The 22,315-nt window shown below is 40.2% G+C and carries 23 protein-coding genes; 13 read left to right on the forward strand and 10 right to left on the reverse strand.

Features of this window, described 5'->3' with window-relative positions; translation table 11 throughout:
• The first annotated feature begins 392 nt into the window (after positions 1-392).
• Positions 393-1,325, forward strand: a complete 933-nt coding sequence (locus ATS74_RS18870) for a ChaN family lipoprotein (RefSeq protein ID WP_058550537.1) — start codon at positions 393-395, stop codon at positions 1,323-1,325.
• Positions 1,326-1,391: 66 nt separating this feature from the next.
• On the opposite strand, the gene ATS74_RS18875 is transcribed toward ATS74_RS18870, so the two are convergent.
• Genes ATS74_RS18875 through ATS74_RS18890 form a run of 4 tightly spaced genes read right to left on the reverse strand, consistent with a single transcriptional unit; the run spans position 1,392 to position 4,751 of the window.
• Positions 1,392-2,111, reverse strand: a complete 720-nt coding sequence (locus tag ATS74_RS18875) for a HugZ family pyridoxamine 5'-phosphate oxidase (protein ID WP_058550408.1) — start codon at positions 2,109-2,111, stop codon at positions 1,392-1,394.
• Positions 2,108-2,896, reverse strand: coding sequence for a heme ABC transporter ATP-binding protein (locus ATS74_RS18880; protein WP_058550409.1), 789 nt, complete (start codon positions 2,894-2,896; stop codon positions 2,108-2,110). Before ATS74_RS18880 ends, ATS74_RS18875 begins: the two co-directional genes overlap by 4 nt.
• Entirely contained in the window at positions 2,893-3,945 is a 1,053-nt protein-coding gene (locus tag ATS74_RS18885) for a FecCD family ABC transporter permease (protein WP_058550410.1), read from the reverse strand. Before ATS74_RS18885 ends, ATS74_RS18880 begins: the two co-directional genes overlap by 4 nt.
• The gene (locus ATS74_RS18890; RefSeq protein ID WP_058550411.1) at positions 3,942-4,751 is read right to left on the reverse strand and encodes a heme/hemin ABC transporter substrate-binding protein; all 810 of its coding nucleotides are present in this window, start codon (positions 4,749-4,751) and stop codon (positions 3,942-3,944) included. The genes ATS74_RS18885 and ATS74_RS18890 overlap by 4 nt, the downstream gene beginning before the upstream one ends.
• 139 nt (positions 4,752-4,890) lie before the next feature.
• Between ATS74_RS18890 and ATS74_RS18895 the strand changes: the two genes are divergently transcribed.
• Entirely contained in the window at positions 4,891-6,972 is a 2,082-nt protein-coding gene (locus tag ATS74_RS18895; RefSeq protein WP_058550412.1) for a TonB-dependent hemoglobin/transferrin/lactoferrin family receptor, read from the forward strand.
• Positions 6,973-7,154: 182 nt separating this feature from the next.
• Here ATS74_RS18895 and ATS74_RS18900 read toward each other — a convergent pair whose 3' ends face one another.
• Positions 7,155-7,835 carry a hypothetical protein gene (locus ATS74_RS18900; RefSeq protein ID WP_058550413.1) on the reverse strand — a complete coding sequence of 227 codons (681 nt, stop codon included), beginning with the start codon at positions 7,833-7,835 and terminating at the stop codon, positions 7,155-7,157.
• A gap of 108 nt (positions 7,836-7,943) precedes the next feature.
• On the opposite strand from ATS74_RS18900, the gene ATS74_RS20150 reads away from it, so the two are divergent.
• Both ATS74_RS20150 and ATS74_RS20155 read left to right on the forward strand, forming a co-directional pair.
• Positions 7,944-8,330: a LysR family transcriptional regulator gene (locus tag ATS74_RS20150; protein ID WP_235592036.1), complete on the forward strand. Its 387-nt coding sequence runs from the start codon at positions 7,944-7,946 to the stop codon at positions 8,328-8,330.
• A complete protein-coding gene (locus ATS74_RS20155) occupies positions 8,309-8,818 on the forward strand; it encodes a LysR substrate-binding domain-containing protein (RefSeq protein WP_235592037.1) in 510 nt (169 codons plus the stop codon). The genes ATS74_RS20150 and ATS74_RS20155 overlap by 22 nt, the downstream gene beginning before the upstream one ends.
• A 75-nt stretch (positions 8,819-8,893) precedes the next feature.
• Here ATS74_RS20155 and ATS74_RS18910 read toward each other — a convergent pair whose 3' ends face one another.
• On the reverse strand, positions 8,894-10,975 hold the full coding sequence (locus ATS74_RS18910) for a TonB-dependent siderophore receptor (RefSeq protein WP_058550414.1): 2,082 nt from the start codon (positions 10,973-10,975) through the stop codon (positions 8,894-8,896).
• A 157-nt stretch (positions 10,976-11,132) separates the two neighbouring features.
• Between ATS74_RS18910 and ATS74_RS18915 the strand changes: the two genes are divergently transcribed.
• From ATS74_RS18915 to ATS74_RS18940, 6 genes are all read left to right on the forward strand, one after another.
• Positions 11,133-11,756, forward strand: a complete 624-nt coding sequence (locus ATS74_RS18915) for a fused MFS/spermidine synthase (protein ID WP_058550415.1) — start codon at positions 11,133-11,135, stop codon at positions 11,754-11,756.
• Positions 11,749-12,633 carry a spermidine synthase gene (locus tag ATS74_RS18920; RefSeq protein ID WP_058550416.1) on the forward strand — a complete coding sequence of 295 codons (885 nt, stop codon included), beginning with the start codon at positions 11,749-11,751 and terminating at the stop codon, positions 12,631-12,633. Before ATS74_RS18915 ends, ATS74_RS18920 begins: the two co-directional genes overlap by 8 nt.
• 162 nt (positions 12,634-12,795) lie before the next feature.
• Positions 12,796-14,007, forward strand: a complete 1,212-nt coding sequence (locus tag ATS74_RS18925; RefSeq protein ID WP_058550417.1) for a hypothetical protein — start codon at positions 12,796-12,798, stop codon at positions 14,005-14,007.
• Positions 14,008-14,194: 187 nt separating this feature from the next.
• Positions 14,195-14,662: a MarR family transcriptional regulator gene (locus ATS74_RS18930; protein WP_058550418.1), complete on the forward strand. Its 468-nt coding sequence runs from the start codon at positions 14,195-14,197 to the stop codon at positions 14,660-14,662.
• 8 nt (positions 14,663-14,670) lie between these two features.
• Positions 14,671-15,735, forward strand: a complete 1,065-nt coding sequence (locus tag ATS74_RS18935) for an HlyD family secretion protein (RefSeq protein WP_058550419.1) — start codon at positions 14,671-14,673, stop codon at positions 15,733-15,735.
• Between the two features lie 10 nt (positions 15,736-15,745).
• Positions 15,746-16,795: a DUF2955 domain-containing protein gene (locus tag ATS74_RS18940; RefSeq protein WP_058550538.1), complete on the forward strand. Its 1,050-nt coding sequence runs from the start codon at positions 15,746-15,748 to the stop codon at positions 16,793-16,795.
• A gap of 49 nt (positions 16,796-16,844) precedes the next feature.
• Here the strand turns inward: ATS74_RS18940 and ATS74_RS18945 are convergent, their stop codons facing one another.
• The 3 genes from ATS74_RS18945 to ATS74_RS18955 form a co-directional block, all read right to left on the reverse strand.
• Positions 16,845-17,711 carry a bile acid:sodium symporter family protein gene (locus ATS74_RS18945; RefSeq protein WP_058550420.1) on the reverse strand — a complete coding sequence of 289 codons (867 nt, stop codon included), beginning with the start codon at positions 17,709-17,711 and terminating at the stop codon, positions 16,845-16,847.
• A gap of 275 nt (positions 17,712-17,986) precedes the next feature.
• Complete coding sequence (locus ATS74_RS18950) at positions 17,987-18,568, reverse strand: uracil-DNA glycosylase family protein (RefSeq protein ID WP_058550421.1); 582 nt, start codon at positions 18,566-18,568, stop codon at positions 17,987-17,989.
• Between the two features lie 150 nt (positions 18,569-18,718).
• Positions 18,719-19,075, reverse strand: coding sequence for a VOC family protein (locus tag ATS74_RS18955; RefSeq protein ID WP_058550422.1), 357 nt, complete (start codon positions 19,073-19,075; stop codon positions 18,719-18,721).
• A gap of 223 nt (positions 19,076-19,298) precedes the next feature.
• Here ATS74_RS18955 and ATS74_RS18960 point away from each other — a divergent pair, with 223 nt between their 5' ends.
• Genes ATS74_RS18960 through ATS74_RS18970 form a run of 3 tightly spaced genes read left to right on the forward strand, consistent with a single transcriptional unit; the run spans position 19,299 to position 21,567 of the window.
• Positions 19,299-19,637, forward strand: coding sequence for a hypothetical protein (locus ATS74_RS18960; protein ID WP_058550423.1), 339 nt, complete (start codon positions 19,299-19,301; stop codon positions 19,635-19,637).
• The gene (locus tag ATS74_RS18965) at positions 19,634-21,229 is read left to right on the forward strand and encodes a PepSY-associated TM helix domain-containing protein (protein WP_058550424.1); all 1,596 of its coding nucleotides are present in this window, start codon (positions 19,634-19,636) and stop codon (positions 21,227-21,229) included. Before ATS74_RS18960 ends, ATS74_RS18965 begins: the two co-directional genes overlap by 4 nt.
• Positions 21,226-21,567, forward strand: coding sequence for a DUF3325 domain-containing protein (locus tag ATS74_RS18970; protein ID WP_058550425.1), 342 nt, complete (start codon positions 21,226-21,228; stop codon positions 21,565-21,567). The genes ATS74_RS18965 and ATS74_RS18970 overlap by 4 nt, the downstream gene beginning before the upstream one ends.
• Positions 21,568-21,769: 202 nt before the next feature.
• On the opposite strand, the gene ATS74_RS18975 is transcribed toward ATS74_RS18970, so the two are convergent.
• A complete protein-coding gene (locus ATS74_RS18975; protein ID WP_058550426.1) occupies positions 21,770-22,291 on the reverse strand; it encodes a lipocalin family protein in 522 nt (173 codons plus the stop codon).
• Positions 22,292-22,315 lie beyond the last annotated feature (24 nt).

Here is a 22,315-nt window from a genome sequence, read left to right on the forward strand (position 1 = left end):
CGATAACGGCACACAAAAATCGGTCAAACTATCAGAAATAGATTCATTTCAACGACCGCTTAATGCTCTGAGCGAGTCAGAATTTTTAAAATCTGATGGATTTTATCAGTTACGAAAACTAGATTGTTTGAAAAATTTTAGAGTCCGCCTACTGCCTTTCAGCATCTTTTAAGAATTAAAACTTGAAGGTCGGTTCCTTGTCTGTAGCGGACTACTCCAGGCTAACTATCAGATGTCCGCTTCTCGCTCATAACTGTCTATCAATTGCACTCTCCAATGCGTTATTTAGTCTTCTTTGCTTATTTATTTTTACTGTTTTTGGCTGGCTTAATAGGTATTATAAATATATGATATTGATAATTATTTTCATTAACAGGTTTTGAAAAATGTGTATGAAAAAGTCTATGTTTACTTTGGCATTAGTTGCTGGTTTGAGCGGTTGTAGCACAGCCACTGTGCTGCCCGATAAAAGTTCATCATTATATTACTCAGCACTTTACAATGCACAAGCAAAGCCTGTTAGCTCTGTATTATTAGAGCCAACCCTGTTAAATGCCGATGTGGTTTTAGTGGGTGAATGGCATACACACCCGGGCGTGCATTTATTTCAGGCGGAGTTATTTGAGCAGTTAAGCACAGGCAATAAACGCACAGCCTTGTCGCTTGAGCAATTTAGCCGCGCCGATCAGTTTACTTTAAACCAGTATGTTAAGGGTGAAATTGGCGAGCAATACTTAATTGATAACACCCAAGCGTGGCCTAATTACAAAAGCGATTACCGTGCGCTTATAGAGCTGGCAAAAGCGAACAATAGCGATGTAATAGCTGCAAATGCGCCTAAAAATATAGTCACCTGTATTGGCAGGCAAGGGGTAAGTTATTTAAATAAACTTGATGAAACACGGCAGAGCTATATTGCAGCCGCTATTGATACATCCCCCAGTGATTATAAACAACGTTTTATGGCATCAATGCACCATGGTTCGCCCAGTCAAAACGAAAACTATTATGCTGCGCAAGTTACCTGGGATGAAACTATGGCTGAGTCTATTGTTAACTATTTAAATAATCATAAATATGCGCAGGTAGTGCATATAGCGGGCGATTTTCATGTGAAAAATGGCGAAGGTATAGCGCGTGTTATCAAGCGTTTAGCGCCAGAGTTAAATGTTGTCTGGATATCGCCGGTAACAAGTGTGCAAGCTAATCAAAGTGGATATCAGTTGCAGGTTAACCCTTTGCCACCCCGTTATGTACAAAAAGAACATCAGCAAGCCGCTTTTAAAGCTTTAGCTAAACGAGGCGAGCAAACATCTTGCTTATAAAATAGCGACATAGTTAGTAAATCTCTTAACCAGAGCTCAGGTTAACTATGTCGTCATTTATTTAGTTTAGTTACTTCGAGCTTGATTGGTTAGCTCAACCAGCGCTTTACGAACCTCTAGCGGGCTGTTGCACTGGGTTTTAAAATTGATAAAGTAATTACGCTTTTTACTTTGTATATAAAAGCCTGTGGGTAATAAGCCGCTCATTATTGGTGTTTTATCAGCAACGTTATAGTGCTGCATTAATATGAGCGACATAGCATCTTGATGATCTTCATTCATATGACTTATCATGCTTTGCTGTTGGCCTTCGTCCCAGTTTTTTGCCTCGTTTTGCCATTCGTTTTGCTCAAGCCAAAATATTTTGCCAAAGCCACCAATGTAACGCACACGAATTACGTCTAATTGCCATAATTGAAAGTCGTGCGCGTTGCGATAGCTAGCAGCTTCGGGATATAGGGCAATATAGTTATTAAGTAAGGTGTGTGCTTGCTCGCTTGGCACAACAGAGCCGTCGCCTACAAGCGTTACTCGCCCGTGCTCGTTCTGATCGCCGTAGTCGGCGGCGTCAAATACGGTAAGGCTCATACGAGAGTCGTGCTTTAGGTTTTTAGTGTGCTGGGCTATATCGCTAATAAAAAAGTAAACACGGCCTTGTTCGTCGCACATATAAGGGGTTACTGAGCCAAACGGGTAGCCGCGTAAATTATTAGAAATAGTCGACATAACACCGGCATTGGTTTTGTAAACCAAGGTGCGTGCATCGTTTAATGCTTGCTCTCTCATAAAAACTCCTGACGTTGAGAAAAAACCATGGGTGCATCGTGATAAGGGTGAGGATTTACGTGCAGTTTCATGGCGTACATTTGTTGTAAGTTTTGCTCAGTTAATACGGTGTTTATAGGCCCACTTTGCAACACTTTTTTGTTGTGCAGCAAAATAGCGTCGGTTGCATAAAGGCTGGCCAAATTTAGATCGTGTATTGCAATAATGGCGCTGTTACCCTGTCCTACAAACGCTTTAACGCAGCTGAGCAAAGCATGTTGATGGCGCATATCAAGTGCTGATGTAGGCTCGTCGAGCAGCATTAGTTTTGGCTCGGCCGATTGTGTAAAGGCATTTAGCTGCGCTAAAGTTCGAGCCATATGCACGCGTTGTTGCTCCCCGCCCGAAAGCGCACTTACGCGACGATTTAAATAATTACTTAAATCCATAATTGCGGCGTATTTATGTACTTTTTCGCTTTGCATTTTTAATGACTCTACATACGGGTAGCGGCCCATTGCAATAAGCTCAAATACTGTAAAATCAAACCCTACGTGGTTTGCTTGCATCATAACTGCGCGCTGTGTGGCTAGGTTTTTTTTAGCGTGAGCGGCCAGCGGCTTGTTATTAAAAAGTACACTACCGGTAAAGGGGTGCATACCCGCTAAGGTATGCAGCAAAGTAGACTTACCTGCGCCATTTTCACCAAGTAGTGCAACAAGCTGCCCTTGTTTAGCGCTGCCATTAATAGCGTTTAAAACGGTATGGTTGCCAAAGCCAACGCTTAAATCATCAAACGTGATCATGACCAACCTCGCTTATTTTTAACGATTAAATAAATAAACAATGGTGCACCCAATAGCGCGGTAATAATGCCAATGGGTAGCTCGGCGGGCATTATTATAATGCGTGCTAACCAGTCAGAAAGTAGCAATACCACTACGCCAATTAGCATACAAAGCGGCAGCATATTACGTAAATGCGGCCCCACCATTAAGCGGGCAATATGCGGGACTACCAAGCCAACAAACCCTATCAAACCAGTAAGCGCTACAACCGCACCTACCCCTAATGCAACAAGTATAATTACATATAATTTAAGCTTATTAGTGTCTACTCCTAGGTACTGAGCTTGGGATTCGCCAATAAGGAGTAAGTTCATGGGCTCTTTTAACCGCCACAGGCCAACAAGGCTAATAAAAAGTAAAGGTGCTGCTTGAATTATCGTACTCCAGCTTGCCCCGCCTAATGAGCCCATGGTCCAGTAATTTATTAATCGCAATGCACTGTCGTCAGCAAAAAAGCTCAGTAGCCCAATAACCGCAAATGCTAACGCGTTAATAGCAACCCCGACTAATATAAGTGTGGTGATATTAATTTGCCCTTGCTGCTTGGCAATTAAATATACCAGCGAGGTAACACCAAGCGCCCCTAAAAACGACGCATAAGGTAAATACAACTGCGCGTTAAAATTAAACTGCGCGCTAAGTGCAATAAATGCTACTGCAACCATGGCCGCACCCGCACTAATGCCAATAATAGATGGGTCGGCTAATGGGTTGCGGCACAGTGCTTGCGTTGAAGCGCCTGTTTGGGCAAGCACCAACCCTACAAGCACTGCAAGCACAAAGCGTGGCAAACGTATTTGCATTACGACATTTATTTGCAGCGCATCAAACTGATTAAAGCGCTCGGGTGCAAGCCAAGCAATGGCTAAACGCCAATCCCACCCTGCTGGCCCATACCCTATGCTAAGTAGCGCCAAAGCAAAAATACACACAGAGGCTAATAGCATCCATTTATGGGTTTGGCTATGTGTTACAGGGTTAAAACGGCTCAATGTTAGGGTGTTCATAAGCGGGTTTTATACTCGTTAAGCTCATTAATTGCTGTGGCAATACGTGGCGACATGCCAAGCGAAAGTAGGCTATCCATTACAAGTAAGTTACAGGTTTGCGCCGCTTTTAATAAGTGTAGTGTAGGTTGCTCACAAAAAGCCTGCTTACCGCCAAGGCTTTGTACAACATGGGCTGGGGCTACTAAAAAGTTGGGCTGATTTACAGCCAGTACTTCACTATCTATTGCTTTAAAGCCTGAATGCGTAGCTCCTATATTGGTAATGCCTGCATAGCTAAATAATAAATTAGGGACGGTTTCTTGCCCGGCGGCAACAAGCCCGCGCTCATTAGCTGAGAGTAAAAATAGCGCGCTGTGTGTTTGCGCTTTTGCTTTTTCAGGTAACGATTTTGTAATGTGTGTAATAAGTGTTTGTGCTTTTTGCTTGGCGTTTAAATCGTCACCTAAGCGTTTTATTAGCTCAAGTAGCTCGTTAACTGAGGTCGGCTTTTTATAATGAATGAGCTTAACCCCAGTTGCCTCAATTTGCTTAAGTGCTTGGCTTCGCCCTGCGCCTTCAAGCGCTAACAAGGTGGTTGGACGCATTGAAAGTACGCCTTCTGCAGCTAAATCGCGATAATAGCCCACTTGCGGTAATTGCGTGGCTTGGTGCGGGTACATGCTCGATTGATCAACAGCTACAAGGGTATTTTGTTTGCCTAGCGCATAAATTATTTCAGTAAGGGTGCCGCCAGCGCTAATAACGCGCTCTTGTGCAAGTGCAGATTGGGCCATTAAAGCAAACAATATAAATAGGTATTTCATTACACACTCCGGTTTTATTTTTTGGCTATTATAACTAGTTAAATCTAAATGAAAATGATTATCATAATTAATTGATCTTAATTTGACTTAGTTGTAACATCTTCGCCATAAATAATAACTATTATCATTTGGAGTTAAAATGAATCCCTCTGCGTTTAGATTTACTGCTATTGCAACCTTACTACTCGGCTCGGGCACTGCCATTGCCGAAAACATAATTGACGATCATATTGTTGTAAGTGGCTCGCGCTTTGAGCAAAAGCTTAAAGATGTTACAGGCTCAGTTACTGTTATTACCGAGCAAGACATAGAGCGTCAGCTAGCTGTAGATTTACAAACTATGTTTAAGTACGACCCAAGCATTGCAACGACAGGCAGTGGCGCAGGCGCGCAAACACTTACAGTACGTGGTGTTGGTGGTAACCGGGTTGTATTTATAAAAGATGGCCGACGCACCAACGATGGTTATGCAGGTGGAGGGGGCTATTTAGTTGGCCGTAATTATTTTGACGTAGCAGGTGTAAAACAAGTAGAAGTAGCCAAAGGTGCTGCATCGTCATTATATGGCTCTGATGCACTTGGTGGCATTGTGGTTATAACCACTAAAGATCCTAGTGATTATTTAAAAAATAACAGCAGCTTTATAAAAATGGCGCTTGGGTATCAAGGTCAAAGTAATCAAGTAGCCGCCGATATTACTGCGGCAAAAGACTTAGGCGACTTTGCAGTAAGCGCCGTGTATAGCCACCGCGACAGCGAAGAAGTACAAAACTATGACGAAAATTTACCCGGTTATGATGCTAAGTCGGATGCTTTATTAGTTAAATTTGAGCAACAGCTTGATGAAAAGCGCACACTTAAATACACCCTTGATTACTTTAATCAAACAACTGAGCAAGTAATAACCCCCGCTGTTCAAGAAACCGAAGAAGACGACACGAGTTGGTCACTGGCGCTTGATTACCATTCAGAAGTAGCAACCGCCGCGTTTGATAAATGGTATGGGCAAGTGTCTTACAGCAGTTACGAGCAACAAAGCGATCAAATTAGTGGCACAAGCACCTACACCGATTATAACGACTATCGTTTTGAGCAAAATATTTTAGGTTTAAAAGCGGTATTTAATAAAGGGTTTAACGCAGAGAGTGCCGATCATGAAGTGGTATACGGGATTGATATAGACTTATACGACACCACCCGCCCACGTTTTAAAACCCGTATTTTAGCCGATGGCACTGTTGATTTTACAGATCAAAAACAAAAAGCATTTCCGGGGGCTGATACCTCTTTAATTGGCGCTTATGTACAAGATAGTATTTCGTTTAATAATAGCGCGTGGTCAGTTATTGCGGGTGTGCGATATGATTACTACACCCTAGAGGCTAAAAATGATGAGCTATACGCCGATGCGCAGCTTGGTGATATTACCGAATCTGCTTTTTCGCCTAAGCTAGGTGCTATATACCAAGTGGATGATAACTTGTCGTTGTACGGGCAATACGTACGAGGCTTTAAAATACCACCACACGACCAAGCCTATCAAAGCCACGGCGTTGAGCCGTTTTATCAAATATTACCAAACGCCGATTTAGACCCTGAAAGCAGTGATTCGTTTGAGCTTGGGCTAAGATACGCCAGCAGCGATATTAGTGTAAATTTAAGTGCTTTTTATGCAGCATACGATGACTTTATAGAAACCGCCGTAGTGGGTGTTGAGCCAACGTACATTCCTGGCGTAAACAAAACGCTGTATCAGTATCAAAATATTAGCGAAACACAAATAAGCGGTGTTGAAGCAGGAATTGCCATGTATGTAGCTGAAAATATACTACTAGAGGCAAACGTGGCTTACGTTGATGGTGAAAATAAAGAAACCGATCAACCTCTTACCAGCATTAGCCCGTTAAATGGCTCAGTATTGTTAACCACAGAGCTTGGTGACATTAACTGGACTGCTGCATGGCGTTTAGCTAAATCGCAATCGGATGTAGTACTTGATACAAACGGTAATAAAACTACGCAAGGACATGGCTACGGCGTAGTTGATTTATACGCAAGCTACGAATGGCAAGCGTGGCAGCTAAATGTAGGTGTACTTAACTTGCTCGATAAAGAATATGTACCTTTTGAGTTGATTGCAGGTCAATCACAAGGTGCTGATTTTAGCCAATACAGTCAACCAGGGCGTAACTTTTCAGCAAGAGTTAGCTACCAGTTTTAATTAACGCTTAATAAATACAGCAAACGCTGCATGGGAATGCAGCGTTTACTTGTCACATATTTACTCAAGTTAAGTTTAAATTACTTAATGGCAAGTATGTTTAAGCAAATTTGTACACACTTAATGCGAAGTAACACTTTATAAAACCAGTGCTTTTTAAGCTAAAGCGCTGCTAGAATTTTTTAATTAGCTGCAAAATCGCGAGTTTCTAAATAGCTTGGTACGCTTTTAAAACAGGGTTTCAGCTTACTTGCAAGCGCTGTGGTTACTGGCGCATCACATTTTAACTTGCCATTATATTTTCCATTAGTTAGTGCTACTAAACTGAGTGAGTCATAACTTGGTTTACTTTGTATTTTATGAATTACCACCCCTTGCCCTGCTGAAACCTTTATTAAATCAAACTCTTCTTTTGCAGGTTGTGTTATAGCGAGCTTTTTTACATATAACGGACTTTTAAAGGTCAGCTTTGTCGAAAACAAAGCCGTACCTCCGCGCTCAAAATGGCCATTAAACACAGTGGTATTTAATGTGGGTGTCAGCTTATTTATTAATAAATTTAAATCAAATTTGGTTGGTAAAATGGTGATCTGACTTTGTTTTTTTAGTGACTCGTTTAGTGCTTTTTTAATTATTTTAAGATGGGTGTCATTGGTAGTTACTTCGTACACTATTTGGTAGTTGTGTGGGGGGGCATATAAAGGCATGTGGCTAGCTAGTACTTTATCGCCAGCCAATATTAGCGCCATGCCATGAAAGCCCACATAGCTGTGGGCTTTATGCGTTTTGTGTGAATTGTGTTGAGGTGTATTTGAGTGCGCTGCACTCGATAATAAAATAAAAAATAGCAGTATGTGTTTCATGTTAGTGCTCAAAAAATATATATAGCGCCACTATAAGCTGATTTTGATATACAAATAATCGATAATAAGTAATTAGTTGTTTCCTTTTAATCAATACGGTTTGGCGCTATGCATTTAGATGACATTGAAAAAGTAATTCATATGGCGAGTTCGCAAAACCTGCACACAACCGCTAAGCATTTTAATATTACCCCAGGGGCGCTGTCTAAAACGCTAAAAAAGGTTGAGGCAAACTTAGCCACGGAGCTGTTTAATCGTGTGGGCAAAACCTTAGTACTTAATGATAAAGGCAAAGAGTTTGTTAAGCACAGTAGCGATTTAATTCATAATTACCAGCAGCTTACTAGCCGTTTTAAAAGCGATAATCATAAATTTAATGCAGTTATTGCAGGCCCTGCCATTTTACTTAAAAGTGGCTTAAAAAGTTACTTACCCCCCTTAGCAACCTGCCCTGTTCGGTACGTATTAATAATGTGTTTGAAGGTGAAGCCATAAGCCAAGTTGCATCAGGCGCTGCGCATATTACGCTAGTAACTCGCGAGGCACTAAATAATAGCTCACATACTAATTTAGTGGCGGTTGATGTATTTAATACTGGGTTTAGTGTGGCTGGATCCGCTGGGCATCAGCTAGTAAAAACTGGCTCTTTTACGCTTAATAAAAACCAATTACTAGAGCTTGCTTTTGCATGCCCTTTGTTTTCCCCCCTGTGCGGCCTTGAGCAAGGAATAGGCTCCGACGGCTGGCAAGATCACATTGCACCGCGTAATATTGTATTTAGATGTAGCGATTACAGTGCATTAATAGAGGTGGTTCAAAGTGGCTTGGCGTTGGCGTATTTACCTAACTTTGTGATTGATGATTTAGGGCTTACAAAATTAACTGTAAAGGGGGTTAACAGTCACTACAGTGAAAACATTGTAATGATATACAAACCTTCAAAGGCCGATGGTTGGCTTAATAAACTTATGCACACTTTATAAATGGGCTTTAAAATATAAAGCGCCTTAACCACTACATTAAGACGCTTTAGGATGAAAACTTTAATTTGCTAGCTATTAAAAATTATACGCTAACGACATTTTAAATTGAGTTGGCGCACCAGGATAAACCCATAAAGCGTTGTAGCTGCTTTCGGCGTAATCTTCATCAAAAATGTTATTAAAACTTATGTTAAGCTCGGTTTGCTCGGTTAAGTTAACGTTGCCAAACACGCCCACTAATTGGTAGCTTGGTAGCCTAAAACTTAAGTCGGCGGCATCACCTAAACGGCTGCTGGTGTATTGGTAGCTTGCACCAAACTCAAGCTCTTTACCCATTAACGCTGTTTGGTGGCTAAGCGTAAGGTTTAAGTTATTTTTTGGTACATTAACCAGCGGGCTGCCTTTTTCAATTGGCACGCCCCAATCGGCATTAATAATGTCGTTTGCTGTGGTGGCGTCTATGTAGGCGTACGATAAGTTAAACGCCGTTGCATCAGTAATATAGGTGTTTAAATCAAGCTCAAACCCTTTACTATCGGCTTTACCAATAGGCGCTGAAAATCCAACGTTTACAGGGTCTGCCACTAACATATTACTTTTAGAGGCATCAAAAAATGCCACAGTACCGTTTATGCCGAAGTATTCAAACTTAGCGCCAACCTCAAACGAGTCACTGTATTCAAAGCCAAAGGGGTCGCCGCTTGCATCAGTGCCACTCAGTGGTAAAAAGCCTTCTGAGTAACTGCTGTAAAAAGTGATTGCGTTATTTAGCTCGTACACTACGCCAACACGCGGGCTTACTTGGCTTTCAGAGCTGGTCGAAAACACGCCGCTGTTGGTTTCTAAAATATCTTGGTCTACGCTGTCAAACCTCAGGCCCACTAATAGCTTAAATTTGTCGGTAATATCCATTTGATCTTGAACATAAATACCGTACGCCTTTTGCTCTTCGTCGTTTTCGTAAAGCAGGCTTACTGCTGGGCGTTCAACATCGTAATTTGGCTCAAAAATATCAACGGTATAAGTGCCGTTACCGCCTCGATAGCGAGAAAGCGCAGTGCGTAAATCGTACTTGTATGCATCGGCACCTATTAATAAATGATGCGTAATGCCTGCTGTATCTAAACTGCCGCTTAGCTCAAACTTTACACTTAAATCTTCTACTTCGTAGTCGCGATAACGCTGCTGGCGAGTAAGTGTGCGGCCATCATCAAATAACGATTGGCGCGATGGCGAAAGCTCAGCATCCGACGAAAACCCCGTTAATGTAGAGCTGCGGTAGTTTGCACCAGCCACTAACGACCATTCATCGTTAATATCGTGATTTAACGTAATTTGATGACCACGAGAATAAACCTGCGTGTCGCCATCGTTTGGGTTACCTAAATAACGTGAGCTTGGTACTGTGTCAAAATCGTTATCAAGTACGACAACACCACGGTCAAATAACTGGGCTAAATCTACGTATTCAAACTCATAAGTCACACTGGTTGATGCGTTTATTTGATGATAAATAGACGGCGTAATTACCTTTTTATTGGTGTACACCTCATCGCGGTAGCTGTCGCTATCTTGCCATGCGCCATTTATTCTAAACGCGGTGGTGTCGTTAATGCCGTTTGTGTAATCGCCTTCAACACGGTTAAAGCTGTCGCTGCCTAAGCTTAGTTTTAACTCACCTCGCGGCTCAAACTGTGGCTTTTTAGTCACAATATTTACTGTACCGCCGGGCTCCGAGCGCCCATAAAGTGCTGAACCTGGGCCTTTTAATACTTCGATGTATTCAATGTTTGAAACATCGCGCGGGCCGCTAAAACCACGCCCACCGCTAAAGCCGTTAATTAAATAGCCCGATGGCATGTTTTCGTTACCCGAAAGGCCACGAATAGAAAAGCTATCCCATAATGCGCCACTGTTATTTTTGCGCGAAATACTCGCCGAAAAATCAAGCGCGTCTTGTAATTCGGTAATGCCTTTTTGATCAAGTGTAGCGCTGCTAACACTTACAATAGACTGCGGCATTTGCTTTTGAGGAATGTCGCCACGGTAAGCTTGTTTATAAGTAACCGATATTTTTTCAATTTCGTCGGTTTGCTCTTGCGCAAGTGTTTGCGCACTAATGCCTAAACAGGCTAAATAAATTAAAGAGTACTTCATGATGATTAGGGAAATAAACAAATGTTATATTATAACGAAAAGTTTACCATGTGTTACTTTGTAACAAAACTACTTTTTAAAAATTAAACTCAGGCTAGCAGCTTTGTATACATCACGTTAGTATGGTGATCTCTTTAGGTTACATAACGATAATTACATGAGTATAAAAACAAACGCGTTAATTTACTTTTTAGCCTTTTGCAGTGGCTTTTGCATTATGGGAATTGAGCTTTTAGGAGGGCGAATTTTAGCACCTTTTTTTGGTAGTAGCGTACATATTTGGGGCAGTATAATTACTGTATTTATGCTTAGCCTTTCTTTTGGTTATTTACTCGGTGGCAAGCTCAGTACTAAAAATGCATCGCTTACTAAATATGGACTAATATTTTTAGTTGCGAGTATTATGGTGGTGCCTATTGCGCTGTTTTCTCAGCCAATAATGGAATTTATTTTTACCCACATTGAAGATAGCCGTTATGGCTCTTTGCTTGCCTCTACGGCTTTGTTTTTTATTCCCACTATAATTTTAGGCATGATTTCGCCTTACTCTGTTCGCTTATTAGTAACCGACAGCGAAAAAAGCGGCCAAGTTGCGGGTATTTTATATTTTGTAAGCACGCTTGGTAGTGCCCTTGGTACTATTATTACCTCGTTTTACTTTGTACTGGCGTTTGACGTAAACACTATAATTAGCGCATTTGCTTCTACGCTTGGCTTACTTGGCGTGCTTGCTATTGTTATTAATAGCCTAGCAGGTAATAAGGAGTTGGCTCATGCTTAAATATTTACTTTTGGCCTTAAGTGTATTTTCAGGTGCAGCAATGAGCGAGGTCATTCATGAAGAACGCTCGCTTTATCGCAATATTATTGTTGATGAAACTCGTGACCTACGTTGCCTAAAATTTAATACTAAAAGTAGCCAAACAAGCCAAAGTTGTATGTATAAAAACGACCCCGACAAACTCGTTTTTAATTATACCAAGCTTACGTTTGCCAGCCTTCTAGTAACCGATAACCCTAAAAACGTGCTAGTTATAGGCTTAGGTGGCGGAACGCTTTCTAATGTAATTCATGAGCTTTACCCTGCTGCTAAAATTCATAATGTTGAAATAGACCCGGCAGTGTTAAAAGTAGCCCGCGATTATTTTAACTTTATAGAAACCGATAACGTTACATCAAGCGTGCAAGATGGGCGTATATTTATAAAACGCGCCGCTATTAAAAAGCAAAAGTACGACTGGATTATTCTTGATGCATTTAATGGCGACTACATTCCTGAGCATTTACTTACTAAAGAGTTTTTTGAAGAAGTACAAAGCGTATTGGCTGATGGCGGTGTTATTGCTGCTAATACGTTTTCGAGCAGTAAATTATACGAGCATGAGTCGGCAACGTACCACGCCGTGTTTGGCGATTTTATTAACGTAAGCCGTGCTAATCGAAGTAATCGTATTATTTTAGCGGGCATTAAAACTATACCAACGCAGGCGCAACTTAACGAGCGTATTAGCGCCCTTGCTCCACGTTTAAAAAAATACGATGTAGATATAAAAGCAATTAGTACCTACATGCAAAGCACCAAAAACAACCGAGACTGGCCTGCAGATACAAAAGTACTTACCGACCAATACTCCCCCGCTAACCTTCTTAACTTTTGAAACTAGTAGTGTGAACTATTTACATGCTTAAATTTACTTTCGGTTATTAGTACAATCATTGGTAACTTTATAATATTATTATAAAAATTAAACTTAGTTGTTCGTAATGAACTTTATAAGTGACTTACAGCAAAATGCTGTTTATAAATTATGGGTATTAACATGTTGGAAGTTATAGGCATCATTGCCTCTGTATTAGGAATACTCGCTTTTTTTGCTGTCGCACCAAAAGATTTACTCACTAACTTTAAAAGTTGGTTTGTAGAACCTGTTAGCTCTATTAGTAAGTACAAACATAAATTAGATATAAAAGAATTATTTGATTTACTTAACGTAGAAGATATACGTCCTGAAAACCTTTTCGTTAAAACGCCCTTAAAAAGTAGTAGCTTTGATTCGGAGTTACTTGATTACAATACAAAGCTTCCTGATGAATTAGAAATACTAAAACAAAAAGAAATAGCCGATAAAAAAGCACATTCAGAATTAAACGGCCTAACGTTGGATAATAATGGATCTTTTGGTCTTAGGCGTATTGATGTAAGTAGACCTGAGGGTACAAATGGTAAACGTAATAATATTTACAAACTTATACTAGAACCAACAGATTACTTTAGTTTTGTGTTTCCAAATTTATGCCTAGAAAAACCCTATTACAGCGATGCGACTCAAGAAAACCATACTTTAAGAGATATGCTTTCGTTAGATAAAAAAGTATTGTCTATATCAACAATGAGGAACTTTCCGCAGGTACAGTTTAAAGTTGGTACTGGTACGTTAGTCGTCACTAAAGATGGTTATGTGATTTGCTCTGTTAGATCCATGAACCAGTTTATTGCAGGTAAGCAAAGTAATGATGAAATATCAGTGCATTTGTCTGCTGCTGAAGGTATGTACCGTTCCGTAAACAATCCACTATGTAGCGATATTGACGACCAAAATAAACCTTCACCTTTTGCTACGAGCGCACGTTCGCTTAAAGACGAACTTAATTTATCTGATGAACACTTCGACACTAAAAATATAAGTTGTATAGGATATTTTACCGACTTAAAAAGAGCGCAGCCATTTTTTCTGTTTTACTTACAGCTTAATCTAACAATTGATGAGTTTTTCTCTATTTATTCTAATACAAGCGCTGATATACATGAAAACGAAGCTATTTTTGCTTTACCAAAAAATTTCAAAAATCTAAATAAGTTATTCTCGGGTGTATCTTTTAGCGAGCTAGATACTAAATATCCTGCGATATACACTGATTTTTTTACAACTAACAGTGGTACAAAAGTGAGAATTGCTTCAAACCATGCAAAAGCAGGTTTTGCTTCTTATGCCTTCAAAGATCTTGGACCCATCACTCAAAACATGATTTAACATTTATTACTTCTCTAAAAAAACAGTGGCTTTTAAATAACCTTAAAGATTAATACTATTTAAAAACCACTATTACATTCCCGATTTTAAATTTTAAAATATCTACATTTTGATACATCACCATACATTTACTTAGCACGCTAACGAATGTTAAAATACTTAGCATGCTAACTAATTTGGGGTGGTTATGACTACTCAAAAACCTTTTCACGAAACGCTCGATTTAACCATTATCGGTAATATGGGCCGCGTCCATAGGTTATGCCGTGAAGCCGTTACGATAGCTGTTGAGCCTTTAGGGCTTACGCAATCACGTTGGACAGCCCTAATGCACATAGATATGCGCGGCGAAGGGTTAACTCAACTTGAGCTTGCTAACAGCTTAGGTATAGAAATGCCTTCACTCACTCGCACTTTAAAACAATTAGAGGATCAGCTTTTAATCACCCGCAAAATAGATGAGCACGATAAGCGCAGTAAAAAGATTTATTTTACTGAGCAAGGCGGCACTATTTTGCATTCTTTATTGGAGACAGTCAGCGACATAAAAAATCAGTTATACAGCGATTTATCTACTGAGGAGCTAGATGCCATGGCATTGTGTTTACTCAAAATGGAACAAAACGCACTTAAATGTATTGAAGTTAATAAGTAAGGTTAAAAATGACACCCGATCAAAAATTTGCACGCTATGTAAGGTTTTCTCTCATAGGGTTTATTTTAGTATTTGTTTATTATTTAGTGGCAGATATGGTTTTACCTGTTACGCCGCAAGCGCGTGTTTATCATCCTGTTGTGCAAATATCTCCACAAATTAGTGGTCGAGTTACTAGTGTAAAAGTAAGTAATAACCAAGCTGTTAAAGCTGGCGATGTTTTATTTAGTATCGACCAAGACCCATATATTTTAGCCAAAGAGCAAGCGCAATTAGCACTGGACGACGCAAAGCTGCAAAACAAGCGTTTAGATACAAATGTAAAAGCGCTTGAAGCACAAATAAGCGCAGCCAAGGCAAAGCAACACGAACAAAAGTTACTTAAAAACCGAGGCGAAAAGCTCTATACGCAAAAGTCTATATCGGAACAAGCGCTTGAAAGCATTCGTGCCAATTTTCAAGCTAGCAAGTCAAGCGTTGCAGCCCTTGAAGCGCAATTAGCCGAGGCTATTTTGGCGCGTGGTGAAAGTGGCTCGCAAAATTTAGCAATGCGCCATGGCGCTAACCAATTAGCGCAAGCTGAACTTAATTTATCGTACACACAGGTGCGCGCTTTAAGCGATGGCACCGTTGCTAATTTGCAGCTGCTCGATGGTGCTTACGCTGTTGCTGGGCAACCTTTATTGGCTATTGTGGCTAAAAAAGCTGATCTGGTTGCCGACTTTAGAGAAAAGTCACTTTCTAATATGAAACCGGGCTCTCAAGCTCGAGTTGTGTTTGATAGCCGCCCTGGTGAAGTTTACGAGGCCGTACTTGATACTTTTGAAGCGGGTGTAAGTAGCGGACAGCTAAGTGCTAATGGTTTATTAAGTACCACCGAAACCAGTAACCGCTGGGTTCGCGATGCACAGCGTCAACGTATTCATTTAAAGCTTACAAACCATCAAGATTTAATAGCCAATATGCCAAGTGGTTCTCGTGCAACGGTGCAATTATTGCCGCAGTCGAGTATTGGACAATGGTTTGGCTCAATACAAATTAGATTTATTAGCTGGTTACATTACATTTATTAAAGGAGGCCTTATGAGCAAAGTTGTTAGCCAAGGCCCACAATTAGATTCCAATGGCCTGCGCCAAGCACTGCGTATTGCAGGCGGGTGCACAATTGGTTTTACAATTAGTAAATTAATGAACTGGCCAAACGGTATATTTTTTACCGTTTACCCTATGTTGTTATTAGGTATGGTGCCTACATTTAGTCGCGCTGTTATAACGCAATTTATTGCCTCGGCTGCGTTTAGCGCCTTTGTAGTGCTGATTATGCAAGGGCTATTTTCTCATTTGCCTGTAGTAATGACCTTGTTAGTTTTTGCTGTTTTTTGCATTTTGTTTTATCAAATGAGCTCAGGCGCCGCCTTTTTATTTGGTGCTTTAGGTGTGGTGAGTTTATCTATTCAGTTGCACTTTTCAAGTTATGTAGATCAAGGAAGTAGTATTTATCCGCTTATTTTAAGTAATGGTTTAGCTATTTTTTTAACCGCGATTATTGCTGCTATAATGCATGGCATATTCCCTGATGTAACTGCCCGGCCAGGGCGAGCAATGCCTACTAAAGCAAAAGAAAGTATTCGTCATGAAGTACTGCTTTGTGCAAGTGTGGCTACACTTTCTTTTGTTGTTTTTCAGGTACTTGATTTAAACGACTCTATTTCGGCGCAAGCAGCATCGGTACTTATTTTATTTTCATTATGCTGGAAAGCCGCAGGAATGGCTGCATGGCAACGTGCTATAGGCACACTTATTGGCTGTAATGCTGCACTTTTATCGCAATTGCTTTTATATAGCCACTCAGACTTTTTACTTTTCCCAATTATTACTTTATGGATACTGTCGTTTATATTTGCGCGTTTTCATATTTTAGGTGGCGGTATACCGGGCATTGGCTTTGGCGTACTAACAACCTTTGGTATTTTGTTTGGTAACTATTTAGGCCCTGGGCAAGACCTAGTTTACAGCGCGCTATATAGATTTAGTTCGGTATCTGTGGCTATTATTTTAAGTTTGTGTGCGGTGTATGTAATGCACCATATACTTAATCGCTTTAGTGTTACTCGCCATCATACTTTTGATTAGCACATTAATTTATAAACATTAAAAAAGGCTGCAGTTGCAGCCTTTTAATTTAAGATGTGGGCTTACTTTTAAACTTTAACCCTGCAATTAATAACAGTGGGCCTATAAACATGGCAAGGCCATATACGCCGCCTGTTACTGCATATTCGGGCTTATTTAAAAAGCTTATAGCAATTAAAATAGCCAGCGATGCGTTTTGAATGCCTACCTCAATCCCAAGTGTTAACGAATCAGTTAAAGATAGTTTTGAAAGCTTTGCTATGAGCAACCCAATGATCATTGAACCAATATTAAGCGCTATACACGCCCAAAATACATCGTTAAACGAGCTTATGAGTAAGGCGCGTTCTTTTATTACTAGCGCGGCTATCATGGCGAGCATAAAAAATAACGAAAAACGCCTAAAAAACGGCTCGCTTTTAATCGCAAATTCGCTTTTAAAATGACGCAGGCTTATACCTATTGCTACCGGTACTAAGGTGATTACAAATAGCCCAAGTGATGTAGTTAATATAGAAAAGCTGGCATCGTCCTGTGGTGCAAATTGGTGCATGGCAAAGCCAATAATAAAGGGGGTGGTAATAATGCTAATAGCAGTTGAGGCGGCGGTTAAGCTTACCGAAAGCGCTAAATTAGCCTTTGCGAGCTGGCTCACTACGTTTGACATAGTACCGCCTGGGCACGCGGCTAAAATCATTAACCCTATTGCAATTGGTGTGGGTAAGTTAAGTAAATAGCATAAACCTAAAGCCAGTAGCGGCATAGCAATAATTTGCCCTACCAAACCCAAAGCAATTGCTACGGGCTTTTTAAAAAGTCGCGAAAAGTCGCCAAGTGTAAGCCCAAGCCCCATTCCAAACATTATAAGTGCAAGGGCAAGTGGGAGTATGATTTCTGTTAAAAATGATGCGTTCAAATTAGCCGGCCTTTGTTGTTTTTGATGCCAATAATACTTAGTCGTTAAATGAGTATAGGATTAGCTGCGTAGTTGTTGCTACGCGTTTAACTTATCTTCATTTACTAAATTATGGCTTTTATGCTTAACTTTTATCAGTAAACACATATGTTTGCACGGCTTTGTTGTTTTAGCTTACGTTATTAGTTGTGTTAAAAGTTGTGCACCACATAACAGTGGTAAGATTTATGTAATTGGCAATGGCTGTAAAGCCCCTTTACGTTTTAACAACGTTGCTATTTATTTAAGATGTTAGCCACACGCTCACTTAATTCTGGTAATACTGTTTGCTCAAACCATGGGTTCTTTTTAAGCCAAATATTATTGCGTGGGCTTGGGTGCGGTAATACTAAATATTGTGGCCAATACTCACGCCACGATTTTACTAACTCGGTTAAAGGCCTATTTTTTGTGTGAGGTAAATGATACGCCTGTGCGTATTTACCAAGCACTATTGTTAGTTCTAAATTTGGCAGAGCACCCAGTAATTGCTCTCTCCATGCGGGCGCGCATTCTTTTCGAGGTGGTAAATCGCCCGACTTACCTTTACCAGGGTAGCAAAAGCCCATAGGTAAAATAGCTATTTTTTGCGGATCATAAAACTCATTAACACTTAGCCCAAGCCATTCGCGTAGGCGGTTTCCGCTGGCATCGTTAAAGGGTTTACCGCTTTGGTGCACTTTAATACCGGGCGCTTGGCCTGCAATTAAAATACGGGCGTTAGGGTTAAATTGTATTACTGGGCGAGCGCCCAAAGGTAAATGTGGTTCGCAGATCACGCATTTACTAACTTGCTCTATTAATTGGCTGGTATTCATGTTTATTTGGCCTTAAATGCTTAATATTTATCCTAAATGGCCATTTCTACCCAGTGAGTTGGTAAAAAATCGGTTTATTTTAATTAAAACGGCCTTTAGTTGGTAAAATCGTGATCTCTGTTTAAAAAAGCGCTGTAGCCCTTGTAATACTTAGTGTTTTTCAGACCAAACTGCAAATTCGTTACCACTGGGCTCTGTAAAATGAAAGCGGCAACCACCCGGAAATTCAAAAATAGGTTTTACTATTTCACCGCCAAACTGCGTTACTTTTTTATAAGTTGCATGAATATCGTTACTGTAAAAAATCAGTAGAGCAGCCCCATTTTGAGTAAGCGATTTAAGCGGCGCATTAAAAAAACCGCCATCAAGCCCTTGGCCGCTAAACGCCGTGTATTCTGGGCCGTAGTCGGTAAATTGCCAATTAAACACGTTAGTAAAAAAGCTTTTTGTGGCTGTTAAATCGCACGCTGGAAACTCGACATAATTTAGCTTTTCGTGGTTGCTCATTATAATTTTGCTCTTTATGTTGGCCTGTAATTACCACTTTAAACCTAAGCTATTGGCTTATCAACAATGCTAAAACTGCCCAGATCAGTATTTTACTAAGCTTTAAAAATTTAATTTAGATTAACTTAATTGTACAAATGAGAATAGCTATCTTTTGTATTTGAACCCTATATAATAGCGCCTTCATTTTATCCTCCATGTTTAAATATAGGATTTGTTAACTATGCAGGCACCGTTGCATCGTGCATCTTTTACTAAGTTTAACCTTGCTGCATTATTAAAAATTGCCAGTAGTTACAGGCTATTAGTATTTTTACGTTTTTTTATTGCCATTGTGGGCGGTTACGCTTTTACCTCAGCGAGTATTGCATTATTAAGTGCTGTGTTGCCAATTGCTAAACAAGATGCGGTTTTGTTTTGCGTGTCTATTAGTATTTTAATTTATGCGATTGTGTTTATTTATGCATTTGCGATTAAGTCGCTCAAAACTGTTTGGATCAGTATTTTACTAAGTACAGGACTGTTTGTTGGAATACTAGCAGTATTAAAGGATTGGCTATGAAAGACAGTTTTTTTAGGTCGATGACCTGGCTACACACCTGGGTAGGCTTACTTACTTGCTGGATTATTTACGTCATTTTTTTTGCAGGCACGGTTAGCTTTTTTAGAGACGAAATAAACCTGTGGAACCAGCCCGCAATTCATAATGTGCAAGCTCAAACCGACAGAGTGGCCGCGCAGCGTATGCAAATTGTTAAAGGCTTTGATTATTTAAGCCACCATGGCGCTGGCTCTAATAGTTGGCGAGTAACGCTACCAGAGCAGCGCATTCCCTATTTGGTGTATGGCTATGCGAAACCAAAAGAGCCAGGGCAGCGTCGCAGTCAATTTGTAAATACCCAATTAAACCCTAACACAATGCAAGAACTACCACCTTTTGTAGATACTAAAGGCGGTAACTTTTTTTATCGGCTGCATTACCAGCTTTATTATTTAGATGCCATAACTGGGCGTTGGGTGGTGTGTTTTGCCAGCTTTTTTATGTTGCTTGCGATTACATCGGGCGTGGTAATTCATAAACGTATTTTTAAAGATATGTTTAGTTTTAGGCGTAATAAAGGAGTGCGTAGCTGGTTAGATGCGCACAACTTAAGCTCGGTGCTTGCTTTGCCATTTCATTTAATGATTACCTACACAGGTATTATTACGCTTATATTTATGTTGTTCCCCTACCCTGCGCTAACTACCTACGACAATGGCATGCGTGGCTTTTTTAACGATGTAACACCTAGCAATAACGTGACTAATAAAGCGCAAGGCAGCGCGGCAATGTTGCCTATTAATACCATTTTGGATCAGGTTTATACTAAGTGGCCAGATGCAGATATTCGCAGTGTTAGAGTAAGCGAGCCTAATATGGCGGCCTCAACGGTTACTGTTTTGGTAGACCCTGGTAAGGCGCTGCGCGATCAAACACCAAGGCTTTTATTTAGTGGTGCCACAGGCGAGCTTGTTGACCAATCGGCAGATGAACTCACTAACAGCAAGGCGCTTTACGAGTCACTTAACTCTATGCATACAGGGCGCTTTGCCACACCACTATTACGCTGGTTGTATGTATTAGGCGGTATTGCAGGCTGTGTGATGATAGCTACTGGCTGCATAATGTGGGCTAAACGCATACGCGAGCGCAGTAAAGGTAAGGCATCGCTTGGCTTACAGTTAGTAGAAGGTTTAAACCTTGCCACTATTATGGGCTTACCGCTTGCAACCTGCGCGTTTTTTATTGCTAATAGGTTACTTAGCCCTAGCCTTTCTGGGCGCGACGATAAAGAAGTAACAGCGTTCTTTTTAGCTTGGTTAGTGGCGGGTGTTATTGCTCTAATTAAACGCGATAAGCTGCAATGGCGGGTAATGGCCGCTATTAATGCGCTTGCATGTTTAAGCGTACCTGTAGTTAATGCGCTCACAACTAATGGTAATATTGTTAGTTATTTAATGCATAAACAGTGGGCATTATTTATATTTGATGCGCTATTTTTGCTCTTTAGTATATTGTTTTTAGTACAAACCGAAAAATTACGTACTGCTACAAAAGCTAAATGCTCACCCTCAAGTAGCCGTTCAAACACTAGTAAAGGGCAAAAAGCATGATTGATTTACTTAGTTTTAGCCTGTGTTTGTTTGCGTTTAATGGTTTTGCGCTGGCTAAATTTAACCATTTTAAAGATGTTTTTAAAAAACGCCCAACCGAATTACAACGCAAACAGTTTTTAGCTATTGCTTGGATCAGTATTTTACTAAGTTTAGTGCTTTGTGTAGAAACACAAAGTGGCTATGGTGCACTGCTGTTTTGCGGATTTATGAGTTTAAGTGTTTTAATTATAACGATTTTTTATAATTTACTCACCGGATTCGTAAAAGTGTTTAGTGTTTTAAATGTGGTATTAATTGCAGTGAGCGGGCTATTTTTAGCGTTAAATTATCACTAGTTAGTAAAATCGTGATCTGAAGATACAAATTTTAGGCGAAAAAAATGGCAAGCTATAAAGCTTGCCAACAATAAGGGGATATTCAGTATGTCCAACACTTGCATGTCTCGTTGCAAGTGCAGCTAATATAGCCCGAACATATTTAACTTACCTTACAGTGAGATGATCGTTTTATTACAGCTGTAAAGGGGCTTTACATTGCTTACTGCTCAACCCAAATTATTTGATCTGTAGCAAAACCAAGTTTTTTAGCTTTAGTTGTAAAATGTTGTTTAAGTTCATCGCTCACTGTAGGTGTGCGCGATAAAAACCATAAATAATCACGGTTGTAGCTCGTTATAAATGCATACTGGTAGTCAGGCTGGTCAAGCTCAAAAATTACGTAAGCACCATAAAATGGGCCAAAAAACGACACTTTAAAATGGCCTATGTCACTGCCTTCTACAAACTTTGCTAAGCCTTCTGCTTCATCCCATTTTTGCTCTTTAGTGATATACCCTTTGTTAAGCACCTTTACTGTGCCGTCGTCGTTTACTATGTAAGTAGCTGTTACTTGCTCCATGCCTTCTTCAAATGAGTGATTTAGGCGGGCAATTTCGTACCACTTACCTTTGTATTGCTCAAGGTCAAAGTTTTTAACGGGGGTAATACCTTCAGGTGCACTTGTGCAAGCAGTGAGTAAAAATAACCCTGTAATAAGTAAAATAGTCGTAATGGCCTTCATGAAAGCTCCTTTTTAAATGTGATG

It is taken from the genome of Pseudoalteromonas sp. H103 (assembly GCF_001469205.1).
In the GTDB taxonomy this organism is placed as follows: Bacteria; Pseudomonadota; Gammaproteobacteria; order Enterobacterales; family Alteromonadaceae; genus Pseudoalteromonas; species Pseudoalteromonas carrageenovora.

Excerpts from the sequence above, each read along its gene's own strand:
- ATS74_RS18870 (WP_058550537.1), top strand. The coding sequence starts at position 393 with ATGAAAAAGTCTATGTTTACTTTGGCATTAGTTGCTGGTTTGAGCGGT.
- ATS74_RS18875 (WP_058550408.1), bottom strand. The coding sequence starts at position 2,111 with ATGAGAGAGCAAGCATTAAACGATGCACGCACCTTGGTTTACAAAACC.
- ATS74_RS18880 (WP_058550409.1), bottom strand. The coding sequence starts at position 2,896 with ATGATCACGTTTGATGATTTAAGCGTTGGCTTTGGCAACCATACCGTT.
- ATS74_RS18885 (WP_058550410.1), bottom strand. The coding sequence starts at position 3,945 with ATGAACACCCTAACATTGAGCCGTTTTAACCCTGTAACACATAGCCAA.
- ATS74_RS18890 (WP_058550411.1), bottom strand. The coding sequence starts at position 4,751 with ATGAAATACCTATTTATATTGTTTGCTTTAATGGCCCAATCTGCACTT.
- ATS74_RS18895 (WP_058550412.1), top strand. The coding sequence starts at position 4,891 with ATGAATCCCTCTGCGTTTAGATTTACTGCTATTGCAACCTTACTACTC.
- ATS74_RS18900 (WP_058550413.1), bottom strand. The coding sequence starts at position 7,835 with ATGAAACACATACTGCTATTTTTTATTTTATTATCGAGTGCAGCGCAC.
- ATS74_RS20150 (WP_235592036.1), top strand. The coding sequence starts at position 7,944 with ATGCATTTAGATGACATTGAAAAAGTAATTCATATGGCGAGTTCGCAA.
- ATS74_RS18910 (WP_058550414.1), bottom strand. The coding sequence starts at position 10,975 with ATGAAGTACTCTTTAATTTATTTAGCCTGTTTAGGCATTAGTGCGCAA.
- ATS74_RS18915 (WP_058550415.1), top strand. The coding sequence starts at position 11,133 with ATGAGTATAAAAACAAACGCGTTAATTTACTTTTTAGCCTTTTGCAGT.
- ATS74_RS18920 (WP_058550416.1), top strand. The coding sequence starts at position 11,749 with ATGCTTAAATATTTACTTTTGGCCTTAAGTGTATTTTCAGGTGCAGCA.
- ATS74_RS18925 (WP_058550417.1), top strand. The coding sequence starts at position 12,796 with ATGTTGGAAGTTATAGGCATCATTGCCTCTGTATTAGGAATACTCGCT.
- ATS74_RS18930 (WP_058550418.1), top strand. The coding sequence starts at position 14,195 with ATGACTACTCAAAAACCTTTTCACGAAACGCTCGATTTAACCATTATC.
- ATS74_RS18935 (WP_058550419.1), top strand. The coding sequence starts at position 14,671 with ATGACACCCGATCAAAAATTTGCACGCTATGTAAGGTTTTCTCTCATA.
- ATS74_RS18940 (WP_058550538.1), top strand. The coding sequence starts at position 15,746 with ATGAGCAAAGTTGTTAGCCAAGGCCCACAATTAGATTCCAATGGCCTG.
- ATS74_RS18950 (WP_058550421.1), bottom strand. The coding sequence starts at position 18,568 with ATGAATACCAGCCAATTAATAGAGCAAGTTAGTAAATGCGTGATCTGC.
- ATS74_RS18955 (WP_058550422.1), bottom strand. The coding sequence starts at position 19,075 with ATGAGCAACCACGAAAAGCTAAATTATGTCGAGTTTCCAGCGTGCGAT.
- ATS74_RS18960 (WP_058550423.1), top strand. The coding sequence starts at position 19,299 with ATGCAGGCACCGTTGCATCGTGCATCTTTTACTAAGTTTAACCTTGCT.
- ATS74_RS18965 (WP_058550424.1), top strand. The coding sequence starts at position 19,634 with ATGAAAGACAGTTTTTTTAGGTCGATGACCTGGCTACACACCTGGGTA.
- ATS74_RS18970 (WP_058550425.1), top strand. The coding sequence starts at position 21,226 with ATGATTGATTTACTTAGTTTTAGCCTGTGTTTGTTTGCGTTTAATGGT.
- ATS74_RS18975 (WP_058550426.1), bottom strand. The coding sequence starts at position 22,291 with ATGAAGGCCATTACGACTATTTTACTTATTACAGGGTTATTTTTACTC.